This window comes from Hymenobacter edaphi (assembly GCF_003258365.1).
GTDB classification, from domain to species: domain Bacteria; phylum Bacteroidota; class Bacteroidia; order Cytophagales; family Hymenobacteraceae; genus Solirubrum; species Solirubrum edaphi.
In genome coordinates this window covers 484,338-501,611 of record NZ_QHKM01000004.1, presented here as the reverse complement: position 1 = coordinate 501,611, position 17,274 = coordinate 484,338, and the positions used below count along the sequence as shown (strand labels likewise).

10 protein-coding genes and 1 tRNA gene are annotated in these 17,274 nt (G+C 66.9%); 4 read left to right on the top strand and 7 right to left on the bottom strand.

Going from position 1 to position 17,274, the window contains the following annotated elements:
* Positions 1-49: 49 nt before the first annotated feature.
* The 3 genes from hscB to DLM85_RS15345 all read left to right on the top strand — a co-directional run bounded on the left by hscB (position 50) and on the right by DLM85_RS15345 (position 1,602).
* Entirely contained in the window at positions 50-586 is a 537-nt protein-coding gene (hscB, locus tag DLM85_RS15355) for a Fe-S protein assembly co-chaperone HscB (RefSeq protein WP_111479123.1), read from the top strand.
* A gap of 24 nt (positions 587-610) precedes the next feature.
* Positions 611-692, top strand: a tRNA-Leu gene (locus DLM85_RS15350).
* A 256-nt stretch (positions 693-948) separates the two neighbouring features.
* The gene (locus DLM85_RS15345; protein WP_111478985.1) at positions 949-1,602 is read left to right on the top strand and encodes a beta/alpha barrel domain-containing protein; all 654 of its coding nucleotides are present in this window, start codon (positions 949-951) and stop codon (positions 1,600-1,602) included.
* 98 nt (positions 1,603-1,700) lie between these two features.
* Here the strand turns inward: DLM85_RS15345 and DLM85_RS15340 are convergent, their stop codons facing one another.
* From DLM85_RS15340 to DLM85_RS15315, 6 genes are all read right to left on the bottom strand, one after another.
* Positions 1,701-2,543, bottom strand: a complete 843-nt coding sequence (locus DLM85_RS15340; RefSeq protein ID WP_111478984.1) for an oxidoreductase — start codon at positions 2,541-2,543, stop codon at positions 1,701-1,703.
* 370 nt (positions 2,544-2,913) lie between these two features.
* Positions 2,914-9,969: a tandem-95 repeat protein gene (locus DLM85_RS15335; RefSeq protein WP_111478983.1), complete on the bottom strand. Its 7,056-nt coding sequence runs from the start codon at positions 9,967-9,969 to the stop codon at positions 2,914-2,916.
* A gap of 454 nt (positions 9,970-10,423) precedes the next feature.
* Positions 10,424-11,341 carry a DUF6929 family protein gene (locus tag DLM85_RS15330; RefSeq protein ID WP_111478982.1) on the bottom strand — a complete coding sequence of 306 codons (918 nt, stop codon included), beginning with the start codon at positions 11,339-11,341 and terminating at the stop codon, positions 10,424-10,426.
* 150 nt (positions 11,342-11,491) lie between these two features.
* Positions 11,492-13,552, bottom strand: a complete 2,061-nt coding sequence (locus DLM85_RS15325) for an RICIN domain-containing protein (protein WP_111478981.1) — start codon at positions 13,550-13,552, stop codon at positions 11,492-11,494.
* Positions 13,553-13,693: 141 nt separating this feature from the next.
* Positions 13,694-13,915: a hypothetical protein gene (locus DLM85_RS15320; protein WP_111478980.1), complete on the bottom strand. Its 222-nt coding sequence runs from the start codon at positions 13,913-13,915 to the stop codon at positions 13,694-13,696.
* A gap of 338 nt (positions 13,916-14,253) precedes the next feature.
* On the bottom strand, positions 14,254-14,925 hold the full coding sequence (locus DLM85_RS15315) for a response regulator (RefSeq protein WP_111478979.1): 672 nt from the start codon (positions 14,923-14,925) through the stop codon (positions 14,254-14,256).
* Positions 14,926-15,224: 299 nt separating this feature from the next.
* Between DLM85_RS15315 and DLM85_RS15310 the strand changes: the two genes are divergently transcribed.
* The gene (locus tag DLM85_RS15310) at positions 15,225-15,437 is read left to right on the top strand and encodes a hypervirulence associated TUDOR domain-containing protein (RefSeq protein WP_111478978.1); all 213 of its coding nucleotides are present in this window, start codon (positions 15,225-15,227) and stop codon (positions 15,435-15,437) included.
* A 183-nt stretch (positions 15,438-15,620) separates the two neighbouring features.
* On the opposite strand, the gene DLM85_RS15305 is transcribed toward DLM85_RS15310, so the two are convergent.
* Positions 15,621-17,192, bottom strand: a complete 1,572-nt coding sequence (locus DLM85_RS15305; RefSeq protein ID WP_111478977.1) for an amino acid permease — start codon at positions 17,190-17,192, stop codon at positions 15,621-15,623.
* Positions 17,193-17,274 lie beyond the last annotated feature (82 nt).

Genomic DNA, 17,274 nt, shown 5'->3' with positions numbered 1-17,274 from the left:
GTTGATGCTGTTTTACCTTTCGCGGCCCGTTTGCGCCGCGCTTCCCCGCATGCAGCCCGATTACTTCGCCTTCTACGACCTGCCCGAGAGCTTTCTGCCCGACGAAAAAGCCCTCAAAGCCAAATACTACGCCCTGAGCCGGCAGTACCACCCCGACTTCCACGCGACGGCCGCACCTGAGGAGCAGCGCCGCGTGCTGGAGCTGTCGACGCTGAACACCAACGCCTACCGCACCCTCAGCCACTTCGACCTGCGCCTGCAATACGTGCTGCAGCGCCACGGCCTGCTGGAAGAAGGCAAGCAGGAGCTGCCCGCCGACTTTCTAATGGAGGTGATGGAGCTGAACGAGCAGCTGATGGAGCTGGAGTTTGAGCCCGACCCGGCCGTGGCCGCACAAGTGCAAACCGAAGTGGAGCGGCTTGAAAATGAGCTGAAAGCCGAAGCCCGCCCGGTGCTCGAAGGCTACGCCGCCCTGCCCGCAGACCAGCGCCCGGCCGCCCTGCTGCGGGTGCGCACCTACTACCTGAAACGGCGCTACCTGTTGCGCATCCGCGAAAGTCTGGCTAAGTTTGCCACCCGATCCTGAACAACGGTCCGCGTTGTTCCTCTTGCCCAGATGGCGGAATCGGTAGACGCGTTGGTCTCAAACACCAATACCGCAAGGTGTGCCGGTTCGACCCCGGCTCTGGGTACAAAAAAGCCCCTCCGCAGCTCTGCGGAGGGGCTTTTTGCTTATCGACGCGGCAGTATCGTTAGCACGCTGATGTCATCCAGAAGCTTCTGTTCCCACGTTGCGTCAATGGATTTGCGGTGGTTTTGCCATGGCAGCTGCCAGTTTAGGGAAGGAGTAATTGAGCCCGGCAGTGCGCCGCCCTCTCGCCGCCGCCGCCGTATTACCGCGTAGCAGCTGCCCACACCGGGTAGTTTCCGACTTTATTCTGACTGCTTATGGCCCGATTCACCCGCGCCGATGCCGTGGCCCAGGGGCTGCGCAGCCCGCTGATTCCGGTGTTTTACCACGCCGAAGCCGCTTACGCCCGCCAGGTGCTGCAGGCCTGCTACGAGGGCGGCGTGCGACTGTTTGAGTTTACCAACCGGGGCCCGAATGCCTTTGCCATCTTTGCCGAGCTGCAGCGCTTCGTGGAGGCCGACTACCCCGACCTGCTGCTCGGGGCCGGCACCATTTACACGGTGGACGAAGCCGAGCGGTTTATCGGGGCCGGGGCCGATTACATCGTGCAGCCCGTCATCAGCGCCGAGGTGGCCCGGCTGTGCCAGCGGCACGACCTGGCCTGGCTGCCGGGTGTGCTGACGCCCAACGAAATCTACCAGGCCGATCAGTTGGGGGCGGCGTTTGCCAAGCTGTTTCCGGCCAACGTGATGGGGCCCGACTACCTGGCAGCCCTGCGCGGCCCGCTGCCCAAGGTGCGCATCATGGCCACCGGCGGCATTCAGCCCACCAATGAGGCCGTGGGCGCCTGGCGGCAGGCCGGGGCCGCGTGCGTCGGCATCGATTCGCGGCTGCTGGACACCGCCACGCCCGCCGCCCTGACCGCGCAGATCCGGCAGCTGCTGGCGGCCATGCAGTTGCCGTCGGCATAGGCCGGTTCTTCGGCAACGCAGAAGCGGCGCCCCGCGCCAGCCGATGGGGCCAGCTCCGGACGCTGCTTAGGCTAGCGCTGCCAGCGGGCAGCGAGGATTTACTCCGGGAAGTCGGCCGAGTCGCCGAGGCTGGCCACGCCTTCCAGTTCCTGCACCAGGGCCACGAACTTCTCACGGGCGCCTTTGACGGCGGCTTTGCCCAGGGGCAGGTGCAGCGGCGGGTTGTCCTGGCGCACGAGGTCGAACATGATCTGGGCGGCGCGCTGCGGGTCGCCGGGCTGGCGGCCGCTGTAGCCCTGGATGCCGGCCAGGTTCTTGCCCACGGTGTCCTCGTAGTCGGGGATGCTGGTCGTCACCACGTTGGCCGAGCGGCCGGCCCAGTCGGTGCGGAAGCCGCTGGGCTCGATGTTGGTGACTTTGATGCCGAGCGGGCCGACCTGCTGGGCCAGGCTCTCGCCGATGGCTTCGAGGGCAAACTTGCTGGCGTTGTACACGCCCACGCCGGGGAAGGTCTTCAGCCCGCCGATGCTGGTGATGTTGAGCACGTGCCCGCTGCGCCGCTCGCGCAGGTGGGGCAGCACGGCCCGCAGCACGCGCAGCGGCCCGAACACGTTCACCTCAAACTGCCGCTGCACTTCCGCGTCGTCGATTTCTTCGATGCTGCCGAGCGAGCCGTAGCCGGCGTTGTTGACCACCACGTCGAGGTGGCCCAGGGCCTGAATGGCCTCGGTGACGGCCTGCTTCACCTGCGCTTCGTCGGTAACGTCGCAGACGACGCCGCGGCCGTTGGCGCCGGCTTTTTGGGTGAATTCGTCGGCCTGCTGCTGCTGGCGGAAGGTGGCGGCTACTTTGTCGCCGTTCTGCAGGATGAGGTCGGCCAGCGCGGCGCCGAAACCGGTGCTGACGCCGGTAATAAACCAGTGCTTGGGAGTTGCGGACATTAGCTCTTGCGTAGAGAGTGAATGGAGCGCCGGGCCAAACGGCCGCGGCGGGGTTGTTCAACTGCCAGCGCCGGGCGAAGGTTTTGATTGGGCTGGTTTCAGCAACCACGTACGTTCCGCCAGCAGTCGTCCCGAGCGCAGCGAAGGACCTTGCTTGCACCCTGCACTGCCGTTACTTACGAAGCGCGGACAACTTTCCTGAAAACGCCATCTTGCCCGGGCGACGGGACGTTGGTGACTCCGTTTCTCGTTCGTGCGTGGTTCGACGAAGGTCCTTCGCGGTGCTCAGGATGACGGAATAGTATAACCTCAAAGCAAAAAAGCCGCTGCCCGGGCTGGGCAGCGGCTTTTTCGAGCTAATCAGCGAAGCTTACTGCTTCACCACGCGCTGGCTGAAGGTCTGGCCCTCGGCCGTGCGCACGCGCAGCAGGTAAGTGCCGGCGGGCAGCGTCGTCACGTCCAGGGTGGCGGGCTGCGCGGCGTCGAAGCTGGCGGTGCGCAACTGCTGGCCGGTGGCGTTGTAGAGGGTAGCCGTGGCCGGGCCGGTGGCGCCCGTCAGGCCCACGCGCAGACGGTCGGTGGCCGGGTTCGGGTAGGCGCTCAGCGTCACGCTGGCCGCTTTGCCGAAGCCCACAACGCGCACGTCCGTGGTGGTGGCCGTGCCGTCAGTATCCACCTGGCGCAGGCGGTAGTAGAGCGTGGCGCCGAGGCGGGCAGCCTGGGCATCCACGAAGCGGTAGTCGCGGGCTACGGTGCTGTTCACCTGGCCGGCCACTTCGCCTACTTTCTCGAAGCGGCGGCCATCCGTGGAGCGCTCCACCTCGAAGCGGGCGTTGTCCTTTTCCTGGGCGGTGGTCCAGGTCAGCAGCGCATCCTGCTGCTGGGCGCGGGCATTAAACTCCACCAGCGTGACGGGCAGCGGGCCGAAACCGATGCTGAAGGGCACGGCCTGGGTGTTGGTGCCGCCAAACTCGTCGACCGTCGTAACCGTCACCGAGTACGAGCCGGCGCGCAGGTTCAGCCGGGTGCGGTCCACCACGGTGATGGCACCGGTGGTCGAATTCAGCGCCAGGCCCAGCGTATTCAGCAAGGCGGTGCCGGCCGCGTCGGTGCTGGCCGCGCGTACGCCGGCGTCGGTGACGGTGGTCTGGCTGGTCGTGCTGTTGAAGCTGTACTCCCCGCCGTTAGCGTCGAAGGCGCTGGTAATCAGGTCGCCGTTCTGGTAGGCCGTGGCCAGGCTACCGCCCTTCAGCGGAGCCGCCGTGTACTGCGAGCTGTTGTCGAGGCCCACCGGAATGGCGTAGAGCGCGGCCGCCGATTCGGCCCCGGCGTTGTCGACGGCGAGGTAGCTGAAGAAGGCATTGCCCACGAAGCTGCTCACCGGATCGAAGCGCAGGTTGCCGGCGGTGGCGGCGGATACCGTAAAGCGGCCGCCGCTGAGTGTCACGGGGTTGTAGTTCACGCCGTCGGCCGCGTAGTAGAGCGTGCCCTGCGTGCTGGCATCCGGCAGGCTGGTCAGCACGAAGTTGCTGATCGAGCCGTCGGCGTCGCGGCCGCTGAGCGGGCTCAGGGCCTGGGCCGTGGCGGCGGTGTTGCCGTCGGGGGCAGTCAGCTGGTTTTGCAGCCCGTTGGCCACCGGCGCCTGGTTGAGCAGGCTGGTGGTGAAGGTCTGCGTGTCATCGGCCGTGTTCGACTGCGCCGTGCTGGTCGTCGTGGCACCGATTACCGTGAAGGCCGTCGTCGGCGCCGGGAACGTGATGGAGTAGGCCAGTGAGGCCTCCTGCCCGGCCGGCAGCGTGGCCGTCGGCGGGAAGGTCACCAGGCCCGAGGGGGCGTAGGTGCCGCCGCCCGAGATGCTGACGGTGGCCGGGTCGAGGCCGGCCGGAATCTGCACGCTGAAGCCCACGTTCTGGGCCGGCGAGGGGCCGTCGTTCAGGGCGCGCACCAGGTAGGTCACGGGCTGACCGGCCAGCACGGTGCTCGTCAGGGCCGTGCCCTGGCTGCGCACCACCGGGCGCACGTTGGTCAGCGCGTTGATGCCCACGCTCGTCACGGCCGTGTTGTTGGCGGGCGAGCCGTCGCTGCTGGCCGAGCCCACGCTGGCCACCGCCGTCAGCGGGCCCGTGCCGGGCGTCGTCATGGTGATGGTGTGGGTCAGCGAAGCACCGGCCGCCAACGACGCCGCGCTCGGGAAGGTCACCAAGCCGGTGGTGCTGTTGTAGGCATTGGCGACAACGGCCCCGCCGGCATCGGTTACCACCACCCCGCTCAGGCCGGCGGGCAGCGCCACCTGCTGCTGCACGGTGCTGGCCGCGGCGGTAGCATTGTTGGTCGTGGTCAGGGTGAAGGCCACCGGCTGACCGGCCGTCGGCGCCGCCGGGCTGGCCGTCAGCGTCACGCCCAAGTCCACGGCCGAAGTGGTGGGCCGCAGCACGCTGGTGGTGGCGGTGCTGGTGTTGTTGGCCCGGTTCAGGTCGTTGGTAGCGGCCGTGGTGCTGGCCACGACGGTAGCGCTGATGGCGGCCACGTCGGGGGCGACGAAGGTGATGGTGCGCGTCACGGCGCCGGCGTAGCCCACTGCTACTTCGGTGCGCGTCGGGAAAGTCACCACGCCGGTAGCGGCGTTGTAGGCGTTGCTGATAACGGCACCCGCGTCGTCGCGCACCACCACACCCGTCAGGTCGGTGGGCAGCTGCACGGTCATCGTCACGCTGGCGGCGGGCGAGGTGCCGTTGTTCACGGTGCGCACGCTGTAGACCACCGGCGTACCGCTCACCACCACGGCCGGACCAGCCACCGTCGTCACCACGTCCGAAGCCCGGGCGGTGCTGACGGTCAGGGCGCTGGTGTTGTTGCTGGTCACGTTATCGGCCGAGGCGCTGGTCACGTAGGCCAGGTTCGCGAAGGAAGCCGCGGCCGGAGCGTCAAAGGAAATCGTGTTCGTCACCGACTGGCCGGGGGCCAGGGCGGCAATAACCGGGTAGGTCAGCAGCGTCTGGTTGGGCTGCACGTCCACGGCGCCGGTGGTGCCGGCGGGCAGGTTGCTGGTGTAGCTCAGGCCTGTCACGGCCGGGGGCAGGCGCAGCATCTGCTGCACGTTGTAGGCCGTGGTGCCGCCGTTGTTGGTGGTCGTCAGGGTGTAGCTCACGCGCTGGCCGGCCGTCACGCTGGTCGGGCCCACCAGGCTGGTGGCCACGTCGGCGTTGGGGTTGATGGTCACGAGCGTAGTGGCGGCGTTGTCGCCCATCACCGGGTCGGCCGAGGTGCTGCTGACGCTGGCGGCGGCCATGAGCGGGCCGTAGGCCGGGGCGGGCAGCTGCACGGTGGTCGTCTGGGTGGCGCCGGCCTGCAGGCTGGTAGCGGGCCAGCTCACCACGCCGGTGGTGGCGTTGTAGCTACCGCCGCCCGCAATGGTCAGCGTGGCCGGGTTCAGGCCCGCGGGCAGCGTCAGGGTGCTCACCACGCCGGCCGCCGCGCCGGGGCCGGCGTTGTAGGCCGTGGCCGTCAGCGTCAGGGTGGTGCCGGGGGCTACGTTGCTCACCGGGCTGCCGCCGCTGGTGGCCGTTACCCCGGCCAGCAGGTTGGCTGCCGTGCCGCCGGTGGCCTGCACGGTGGTCGAGGCCGAGGCGGCGTTGTTGCCGGTGTTCGTTTCGCCGCTGGCCGACGTAGTCACGCTGGCCGTGGCCACGAAGGTGGTAGCCGTAGCCGGGGCCGGCACCGTGATGGTGTTGGTTACCGACTGCCCGGCCGGCAGTACGCTTAGGCTCGGGAACGTCACCACGGTGGTGTTGGTACCGGCGCTGTAGGCGTAGGTGCCCTGGTTCGAGACGAACAGGCCCGTCAGGTTGCCGGGCAGGCTCACCGTCTGCGTCACGTTCGTCGCGGCCGAGGGGCCGGCGTTGCGCGTCACCACGGCGTAATTCAGGGCCGTGCCGGTGCCCGCGCTGGCCGGTGCGCCGAGGGCGGTGGTCAGGTCGAAGCCGGTGGCCACGTTCAGCGTCGCGCTGCTGGTGTTGTTGCTGGTCGTCAGGTCGGGCGTGGTGGCCGTGGCGCTGGCCGCGCCGGTTACCGGGCCGCTGCCGGGTGCCAGGAAGGTGACGCTGTTGGTCACGCTGGCGCCGTTGGCGAGGCTCGTGGTCGGGAAGGTCACCAGGCCGGTGGCCGCGTCGTAGCTGCCGCCGTTGGAGAAGGTCAGCGCGCCGGCGGTGCCCGGGCCGGTGAGGCCGGCGGGCAGCTGCAGGGTGGGCGCCACGCCCGAGGCCGCAGCCGCGCCGTTGTTGGTCGTCACCTGGGTGAAGGTCACCGACTGCCCGGCCGTTACCGTCGAGCCGCTAGCCGGGGCCGTCAGGCTCACGGCCAGGTCGGCGGTGGTCGGCAGCACGGTCACGGCCAGGTTGGCCTGGTTGGTGACGGCGCCGGCCGCGTCCTGCACCGTGTAGCTGGCCGTAGCCGTGCCCACGAAGCTCGCCGTCGGGGTGAAGGTCACCTGCCCGTTGCTCACGGCGAAGGTGCCGCCGGTCACGCTCAGGCTGGTTTGCTGGCCCGCCACGTTCGGGTTCAGGTCGATGGAGCCGGTGTTGAAGCTGTTTTCCGGGTCCACGTCGTTGGCCAGCACGTTGATGGTCGTGCTCGTGCCGGTCATGGTCACCGCGTCGGCCACGGCCGTGGGCGAGAGGTTGCAGGTGCCGAAGTACACGTCGTCCACGGCCAGGTCGTTGCCGCCGATGGCCGTGCTCACGTTGCGGATTTCAAACGTGGCCGAGGTGCTCGTGCCCGAGTACCACACGTCGGAAAACTGCACCCACTGGTCGGGCGACTCGTTCAGGGTGATGGTGCCCGATACCGATTCGCCGTTGATGACGAAGCCCAGCTCGGGCACGCCGCTGTTGCTGCCGGGGGGCAGCAGGTTGTTGAAGAACGCCGAGAAGGTGTAGTAGCGGCCCGGCTGCACGGTCACCGTCTGCGCGTAGAGCGTGCGGATGGAAGCCGCCCCGTTTACCATCAGGAAGTTATCCGAAGTGCCGCCGGTGTGGCCGGTGCCCACGAAGCTCGGGTGGTAGGTGTTGGCGCTGGTACCCACCGCGTAGGTGCCCTCGGGGTAGATGCCCGAGGCGCCGTTGCCCACCACGTAGCCCGACGACACGTAGCGGTAGTTGGTGCTGAAACCGGTGTTGCCGCTGGTGAAGGCCGGGTTCTGCAGCAGGTTCGAGCCGGTGGCCGAGGTGCAGGCCGAGTTGGTGCTGAACACGCGCAGGCTCACCGTGGCCGCCGTCGAGCACAAAGACGGCGTGCCGTTGTCGCAGGCCGTGTAGGTGAAGAAGTCGGGGCCGGTGTAGCCGGTGGCGGGCGTGTAGGTGTAGGTGCCGTTGGCGTTGAGCACCACCGTGCCGTGGGCCGGGGCCGTGCCCAGCGTCACCGTGATGGGGTTCTGCTCCTGGTCGTAGTCGTTGAGCACCACGTTACCGCTCACGCTGGAGTTCAGCGGCACGTCGCGCGAGTCGTTCACGGCCACCGGCGGGCGGTTCACCACGTTGATGGTGTAGGTAGCCGCCGCCACCGAGCGCATGCCCTGGTCATCGACGGCGTAGTAGGTGAAGCTGGTGGTGCCGATAAAGCCCGCGTTGGGCGTGAAGGTGAGCTGCGTCAGGTTGGGCGTCTGAATCAGCTGGTCCACCGTGACGGGCGTGCCGTAGCTGGCCAGCGTGCCGTTGGCGGGCAGCGAGGCAATCTGGTAGCCGAAGATGCCGCCGTCGGGGTCGGCGCCGCTGGGCAGGGGCGTCAGGTTGTTGCCCACGGTCGTCAGCGCGCCGCTCACGTTGTTGGCCGTCGGCGGCAGGTTGCCGGGGCCGGCGCACAGGGCCGAGTTGGGCACTACCTGCTTCGAGATGCCCGCCGCCGTGTTGGCGTACTGCAAAGTCAGCACGTTGTCGGTCGTGCCTTCGCCGTAGAAAATCAGCAGGTGGTGCAGGCCGGCCGTCAGGTACACGGTGCCGCTGCGCTCCTGGGCGCTGTGGCCACCGCCGTTGTTCACGGTGGCCGAGGCCACGGTGGGCGTGGTGGCCAGCGCCGCCGCGTCCAGCCAGAGGTAGGCCGCGTCGTCGGAGTTCAGGTAGAAGGTGTAGGTGCCACTTGCGGGCACGTACAGGCTGCCGCGGTAGCGGGCGCTGTAGCCGTTGGCGTTGGCATCGGTGCCGGTGCCGGCGCCGGCCGAGACGAGGTTGCCCCAGCTGGCGTTGGTGTCAAAATCCAGCAGCGCGTCGTTGCGCCGGAGCGCGGGCGTGCGGCTGGCGAAGAAGCTCATGTCGTCGGCGTAGTAGCCGTTGTAGTACTCTGCCGTCAGGCCGCTGCGCGAGGTGCCGTCGAGGTACGAGCCGCCGCAGTTGCCGCCGGCCACGGCCACGGCCTGAATCGGAATGGTGAAGGTGGCCGCGTTGGAGGTCAGCCCCGCGTCGTCGGTGGCCGTGTAGGCGAAGGTGGCGTTGCCGCCCGAGAAAGTCGGGGCCGGGTCGAAGCGCAGCGTGGTGGCCTGGGCGGCCGTCAGCTGGATAGCGGTGGTCACTTCCACGTACCGGTTGGGGTTCAGGAAGGCCGGCGAGTTATAATACAGCACGCCTTCGTTGGCGGCGGGCAGCCGCGTCACGGTGTAGTAGCCGATAGGCCCGTCGGTGGTGGCGCTCAGCGCGCTGATGCCGGTCTGCCCGGCCGTGCTGGCCAGGCTGGCCGCGTTGGTTACGTTGTTGGCCACCGGCGCCGTGCGGCACCAGGTTATCTGCTCGACGCCCACGACCTGGTTGCCGGGCGCGCCGGTGTAGGTGTTGCGGTAGGTGAGCGTGATGCTGGTCACGGCGCCGCCGTAGGTCGCCGTCACCGTCCCGTCGGTGGTGTTGGTCACGTCGCCCGTACCGGTAGCCGTGGCCGTAGCGGCGGTCAGCGTGGGCGAGTTGATGTTGTTGTTGGCCTTGGCCAGCGTCGGCAGCACGGCCGCACCGTTGTTGCTGCCGGCAAACCTCACCTCGTCGGTAAACGTCGGGCCCTTGTCAATGTCCAGCAGCCGGATGGTGAGCCCGGTCACGGCGCGGTTGAAGGTGAACGTGATGGTGGAGTACCGCTCGGTCACCGCCGTGGTACCGGCGTAGATGTTCTGCCAGTACAGCGACGTAACCCCGTTGACACCCTGGGTGTTGAGCACGGCCGTGTTGCCGGCTTCGGCGGCGGCCGAGTAGTAGCCGCTGCTGCCGATGGTGGTCAGGCCCGCGCCCGTGGGCACGGCTACGGCGCTGCGGTTTTTCCAGTCGCCGCTGAAGTCGCTGTTGCTGAAGGCCAGCGTGGTGGTGGCCGCCGCCGAGCACTGCGCCGCCGCCCGGTTGGTCAGTCCCAACGAAAGGAAGACGCCCAGTAGCGTCCACAAGCGTAAGGTTCTTCGCATATGAATCAAGTGAAGTGAATCAAACTAGACTTTCCAAGGAATAACCCTCAGGCATCCAGCCGCAAATTTACTTCACTCGAATACAAAAAGTCCTATTACACCATAAGCCCAACCATTATACCCTGGTTAAAGAACGATTAAATTTAAACCTAATAATGACCAATATTGAACTAAATAATGACTATTCCCATAATTGGACTCATTCCCAATCCGGGAATCAACAGCTTAAATATATCCTATTACACAAAATCCAAGCGCTGACTATTCTCTACTAGCCTGTAGCTTATCTATTCAGTATTTTTTTGGGAAGAGCCCGAAAACCGGTCGGCGCAGCCTCAGCGGCTACGCCTGTATATACCGCAGCGGCGCCGCACAACGGAAGCGAGGATAGGTGTGCGCACGCGGCGCCCGACCACCACGGCACATTGGCGCAAGCTCAGCCGTGGGCGGCGGCCTACAGCGTCAGCGCTACTTCCACCGCCGTGGAGCCGCCCGCGTCGTCGTCGGTCACGAGCAGCAGCTCGTAGCGGCCGGGCCCGAGGCAGCGCCGCACCGCCACGCCCTCCACCTTGCCCCGGTACGGCTGGCCGTCGGGCCGGCGGAGCAGCGCCAGGTCCACCGGCACGGGCCGGGCGCTGCGCCGCTGCGGGTCGAGCACGCCCACAAAGGAGCCCAGCACGGCCCCGTCGGCCACGGGGTCGGTGGTATCCTCCACCGAGGCCGTCACGAACAGCCGCCCCTCGAACGCTACCGCACCCGACAGCCCGGCCGGCTTCCCGTCGATACTGGGCAGGGCGTAATACTGCACTTCAATGGCCGGGGCCTGCGCCGTGCGGTGCCGCACAAAATCGAGCGTTGCGGCCAGCGGGCAGTGAAACACGAGGTTGCCGGCGGCCGTGCCCACGCTGCGCTGCATCAGCAGCAGCGAATCGGCGGTGGTGGCGGCGGCCTCTAAGTTCAGCGTCAGCCCGGCCGGCAGCTGCGCGCGCAGTAGCTGGTAAAGCGGCGTCAGCGACAACGGATACACGGTAGCGGCGGCGGGCGCGTTGCCGCTCAGGGCTATCCAGTAGCCCACTTCGCGCGCCGCGGTGGCTCCCGAGCCCAGCGCCAGCAGGGCCGTGCCGCCCTCGGCCGCGGGCACGGCGGTCAGGCATTCCAGGTCAGGCTTAAGGCTTTTGGGAATGCGCCCGGCGCTGAAATGCGCCGTTTCAAACAACGTCACCGGCTGGCCGGCCTCCAGCTTCCGCGCATCGAAGCAGTAGAGCAGCGGCGCATCGTCCCCGATGATGTACACCGTGTCGCCCACCAGTTCCACCCCCGAGGCCGAGGGCAGCTTGGGCAGCTGAATTTCGCGCAGAATAGTGGCTTGCATGGGCGGGTTCGAGTTGTTAGTTGTTAGTTGTTAGTTGTTAGTTAGCTACGCCTGGACGCCGGTGCCGGGTTGTCCTGCTTTTTCTTTTTACTCATCTGGCGTCTGGTCTGCCCTGACAACCGACAACTCGCAACTGACAACTCCCCTCCCCTACTGCTTGGTGATGGTAAATTCCACGCGGCGGTTCAGGCGGCGGGTTTCCTCCCGCTCGTTGCTGGAGCGGGGCTTGCTGCCGCCGTAGCCGATGGTGCTGATGCGCTCCTCCCCCACGCCCCGGCTCACGAGGTAGCGCTTCACTTCGGCCACGCGCTGCTCGCTCAGCACCTTGTTTTTCTGCGCGTCGCCCTGGTTGTCGGTGTGGCCTTCGAGGCGAATCTGCACCGAGGCGTTGTCGAGCAGCGTGCGCGAAAGACGGTTCAGCTCGTTGTAGGAGCCGGCGAGCAGGCTGGCCTTGCCCTGGGCGAAGATGATGGTGGGCAGCTCCAGCTTGGCGCCCACGGCCGCGGGCAGCACCAACAGCTCGATGCTGCGCTGCCCGGTTATCAGCACGGTATCGGTGGCGGTGAGGAAGCCACCGGCGGTGGCCGCCAGGCGGTAGCGGCCCGCTGGCAGCGTAAACTGGAAGTTGCCTCCCGCCGCGTCGGTGCGGCCCGAGGCGTTGAACACCATGTCGCCGCCGAGGCGCTCGGCCTTCACCTCGGCCAGTACCGGCTTGCGGGTGCGCGCGTCGAGCACGCGGCCCGTCACCAGCCCGCGGGCCGGCTCGGCGCGGGTGGCCACGGGCACCGGGGCGGGCTTGGCCGTGTCGGCGGGCGGGGTCAGGCCCGCGGCGGCCCGCACAATGTCGGCCGGCCCGGTGGTGGTGCGCGACAGGGCCCAGTACGCCGATTTGCCGTCGGGCCCGAGCAGGAAATAGGCCTCGAAGCCGGCGCTGTTCACGCCGGGGCCCAGGTTTTGCGGCTCGCTCCAGCGGGCCCAGGTATCGTCCAGGCGCTCGGTCACGAAGATATCGGCGCTGCCGTAGCCGGCGTGGCCGTAGGAGGCGAAGTAGAGCGTCTTGCCGTCGGGCGCCAGCCAGGGGGCAAAGTCGAAGCCGGGCGAGTTGACCACCGGGCCCAGGCTGCGCGGCTCGCCCCAGCCCCCGGCGCCGTCGGGCAGGCTCACGTAGAGGTCGTTGCCGCCCTGCCCGTCGGCGCGCTCCAGGCTCATCAGCAGCGCTTTTTCGTCGGCGGGCTGAAAGAACGTGGTGGACGTGCCGGTGGAGTAGTAATTGGTAATTTCCAGCGACTCCACCTTGCCCCAGCCATTGCCCACGCGCCGCGCCCGTGACACCCCTTCGTCGCGCGAGCCGCCGTCGCGGGGCTCGTACCAGCCGCGCACCAGCAGGGCGTTGCCGCCGGCCAGCACGGCCTGCACGCCGTTGTGCTGCGGGGTATTCAGCGCGTCGAGGCGGGTGGCCGGGCTCCAGGTCTGCCCGCCGTCGGTGGTCTGGCTGGTCCAGATGTCGCCCGACTCGGCCACGCCCTCCTTGTTGCCGGCGTAGCGCGTGCGCACGAAGTACATGGTGTTGCCGTCGGGCGTGAGCACCGGGTGCAGCTCGTTGGCCGCCGTGTTGATGGCCGCCCCGAGCGGGCTGGGCTTGCCGAACGTGGGCGCGCTGGCCGCCACCTGCAGGCGCAATGGAAACAGCCGCCACTGCTGCGTGGCCCGGCCCTGGTAGCGCTGCAGCACCACGGCCGTGCCGTTGGCCTTGTCCGAGTTGGCCACGGCCAGGCACATGGCGTCGTTGCCGCGGCTCATCAGCGCGGCACTGCCCACCGGGCCGGCCGCCACCAGCTTCCACTGCTGAAACAGCCCGCCCGAGTAGGGCCGCTGCGTCACGGGGCCGTTGTCGGCGGGGCCGTCGGCCGTGAGGCACTTGCCGCTGTGGCGCACCTCAATGCGAAACCACTCGCTGCCGCTGCTGATGGGCACGAAGCGCCACTGCTGGCTGGGGGCCTGGGTGAATTCCCACTGCACCACGGCGGCGCCGGCTTCGGCCGCCGCGCCGCGCACCTCGAGGGCCCGCCCGCTGCCCCGGGCCACCACCCCGTACCAGGTGCCGACGGCCGGCGCGGCCACTGCCTGCGCCCCGGCCCGCAGCGGGCCCAGGAGCGTGAGTATCCAACATAATCCAGCTACGCAACGCAACAGCACGGGGGGAGTAGGCATGAGTAAGCACACTTGTTCTGGTGCGCAAGTTAGCCGAAATACGCCCCGGCGGCTGCCCCCGACACGCCGCCGCCCGGCTTGCGGGGGCAAGTCGGGCGGCCAAAGCGGGTCGGATCGACGAATCAGGGGCGGGGCCGCTGCCTAACTCGCATTGCTGATATACTTGAAACGCACAAACCGTTCGTTTTCGTAAATGGCGGTGAAATGGCCGCCCGGATCGGCAGCGGCGGCGGAAGCGGTGCTGCGCCGCGGCTCACTCACGGAGCGGGCGGGTACCCCGGCATCGGTGGTCGGCACAGCCGGATACGCACCGGGAATCACGCCGGGTACGTGGCAGATGAACGAGAGTATCTTTGAAGCCATGACGTTGAACAGGTGAAGTGGAGGTGGAAAAGAGGCAAAAAAGAGGTCAACCCAGGAAGCGCGCCGTTCAATATGAAGTAAGACTTATTTTATTGAACGATGCTAAGATAAATAAATATCTGGCAAAAAGCATATCCGTACTAACCCGTAATTTCAGCTACGTGCCAGCACTTATTAGGAACTGATTATCAGGGCTTACATTCATCATTTCACTCCTTATCGGCCCCCAGACCCCGATTTTCCAGGTCAGGCCCGGCTTTTCCTGGTCCAAACCAACCTAAACACAAACGCCCGGCCTTGCGTAGGCCGGGCGTTTGCGCTGCACGCAAGGGCTGCTTTTAGTCGATGAGCTTGTGGCGCAGCGCGTACTGAATCAGCCCCACTACCGACTTGGAGTTGGTCTTGGTCAGCAGGTTTTTGCGGTGCGACTCCACGGTCCGCTCACTGATAAACAGCTTTTTGGCAATCAGCGAGTTGGGCAGCTCGTCGGCAATCAGCCCCAGCACCTCCTTTTCCCGGGCCGTCAGCTCCACCGGGCGCTCCTCGCGCACTTCGGCGGGGGGGCTGGGCCGCGGCAGGTTCTGCAGCAGCGTGTCGCCCACTTCCTGGCTGAAAAAGCGGTGGCCGGCGTATACCCGCCGGATGGCTTCGATCAGCTCCTTTTTGCTGGTATTCTTCAGCAGGTAGCCCGCCCCGCCGGCATCGAGCACGTCCGTCACCGAGCTGTAGTCGAAATACACCGACAGCGCCATGGCACGCACGGCCGGGTGCCGCTGCTGCATCAGCCGGATCAGGTCGACGCCGCCCATGCCGGGCATGTTCAGATCGACGATGGCCACGCGCACGGCGGGCTGCTGCTGCAGCTGCTCCAGAGCTTCGTAGCCGCTGCTAGCGGTGGCTACCACGCGCACATCGTCGAGGCCCTTGAGCAGGGAGCTGATGCCCTCGATGACGAGCGGATGATCATCGACCAGTAATACCTGAATGATTTCGCGGAGAGGTTCGCTCATACAATCGATTTGTGGCTTCTATAAACGAAGGCGGGTGGCCCGGCCAGCCCGCCGATACGGCCCGTTATCAACGGCGGACGGCTAATTACATTGCGTGCGAAACGGTGGGTGCGGTGCATGAGCAAGCGGGTCGCGGAGGGCAAAACACTGCAAAATAAGCACGGAAGCGCGCATTCGGCTGCAAACCTGTTCAGTTTCCGCTGCGTATCGGGCGCCGCCACGCGGCGCGGCGGCCGGCCTTCGACCAACGCGCTCCGGCAGCCGTACAACATCCGGGCCATCCGCTAACGGCCCCTGGTATGCGCAAAGGCACTTTGGTTTCCTGGAAATACGGCACCGGCCGGGCCACCGGCAAGATCGAGCAGACCTTCAAGGAGTCCGTTACGCGGCAGCTGAAGGGCGCCAGCGTCACCCGGCACGGCACCGCCGACAACCCGGCGTTCCTCATTGTGCAGGCCAGCGGCGAACGGGTGCTCAAACTCCAGAGCGAGCTGCAGCGCACCGCCGACTGACCACGCCGCCCGGGTTGCGCCCCGATTTCTGCGCCCCGCGGGGCCGATTCATGCTCTTTCACCGGTGTCAGGAGCCGCGGGGCCGGCCGGCGGTTGCATAGCCGGCCCGGCATATTTATTTCCAGTAAAAAAGCCCCGCCGGAAGGTCCGGCGGGGCTTTTTTAGCGGCTAACGAAAGCGCGGTTATTTCTGCTCGATAAACGCCTGCTCTTCCAGCTCCGTCGGCACCACCACGATGCCCTGCTGCAGCTTGGAGTTCTGCCGGCCGTAGATGAAGTACACGATGAAGCCCAGCAGCATCCAGCCCAGGGCCAGCTTCAGGGTGTTCGAGTCGAGGGCCAGGATCATGGCCAGGCAGATCAGCGCGCCCAGGACCGGCACCAGCGGGAACGAGGCCGAGGACAGCGGCGAGCGGAACGGCCGCGGCTGATCCGGGTCGGAGCGGCGCATGATCCACACCCCGATGGACACGAGCACGAAGGCCAGCAGGGTGCCGAAGGAGGTCAGGTCGCCGGCCAGGGAGCCGGGCACGAAGGCCGCGAAGGCGCCCACGAACACCAGCAGAATCAGGTTGGACTTGTAGGGCGTGTGGAACTTCGGGTGCAGGTCGGAGAAGGCCTTGGGCATCAGCCCATCCTTGGCCATGGAGAAGAACACGCGGCTCTGGCCCATGAGCATCACCAGGATAACCGAGGAGAAGCCGGCCAGAATGGCCACCACCACGGCCGTCGACAGCCACTCGTAGCCGGGCATGTGCTCCTTGATGGCGTAGGCCACCGAGGCTTCGCCGCCCTTGGCCGGGTCGGCAAACTCGCGCCAGTTGGCCACGCCCGTCAGCACGTGGCCGAACAGGATGTAGAGCACGGTGCACACGGCCAGCGAGCCGAGAATCCCGATGGGCATGTCGCGCTTGGGGTTTTTGGCCTCCTGCGCGGCCGTCGACACGGCGTCGAAGCCGATGAAGGCGAAGAACACGATGGCGGCGCCGCCGAGGATGCCGCCCCAGCCGTGCTTGTTCCAGGCGGTGTATTCGCGCACCACTTCACCGGCGGCATTTTTCACCGGCTCGGCGTTTTCGGGAATCAGGTAGGGCGTGTGGTTGGCGGGGTTGATGAACTGCCAGCCTACCGCAATGAATACCAGCACGATGGCCACTTTCACCACCACGATAACGGCGTTGAAGGTAGCCGACTCCTGCGTGCCTTTGATCAGCAGCAAACTCAGCATGATGATGATGAACAGGGCCGGCAGGTTGAGCACGCCGGTGTGCATCACGCCGTTGACGGCGGCGCTTTCAAAGGGCGAGTGGCTCCATTCGTAGGGTATACTGGTGCCAAAAACCGCTAAGAGCTTGTTGAGGTACTCGCTCCAGGCAATGCTGACAGTGGCCGCCCCGAGGGCGTATTCCATGATCAAAGCCCAGCCGATAACCCAGGCCACGAACTCGCCCATGGTGGTGTAGGCGTAGGTGTAGGCCGAGCCGGCAATGGGAATCATGGCGGCGAATTCGGCGTAGCAGAGGCCAGCGAAAGCGCAGCCGATGGCGGCCACGATGAAGGCCAGCGTCACGCCCGGGCCCGAGGCCTGGGCGGCCGCGGCGGCCGTGCGCACGAACAAGCCGGCGCCGATGATGGCCCCGACGCCCAGCGCGACGAGGTTGGCCGCGCCGAGGGTGCGTTTCAGCGCGCCTTCGCCCGAGGCGTTGGCTTCGCCCAGCAGCACGGCCAGCGGTTTTTTGGCGAAAATGTTTGCCATTAGATGATTGGGATGGGGAGAATTTTAGAGAGAAGGTGGTCGTGAAGCGGCCCGATATGCGGCAAGCCGACACCCCGGGGCC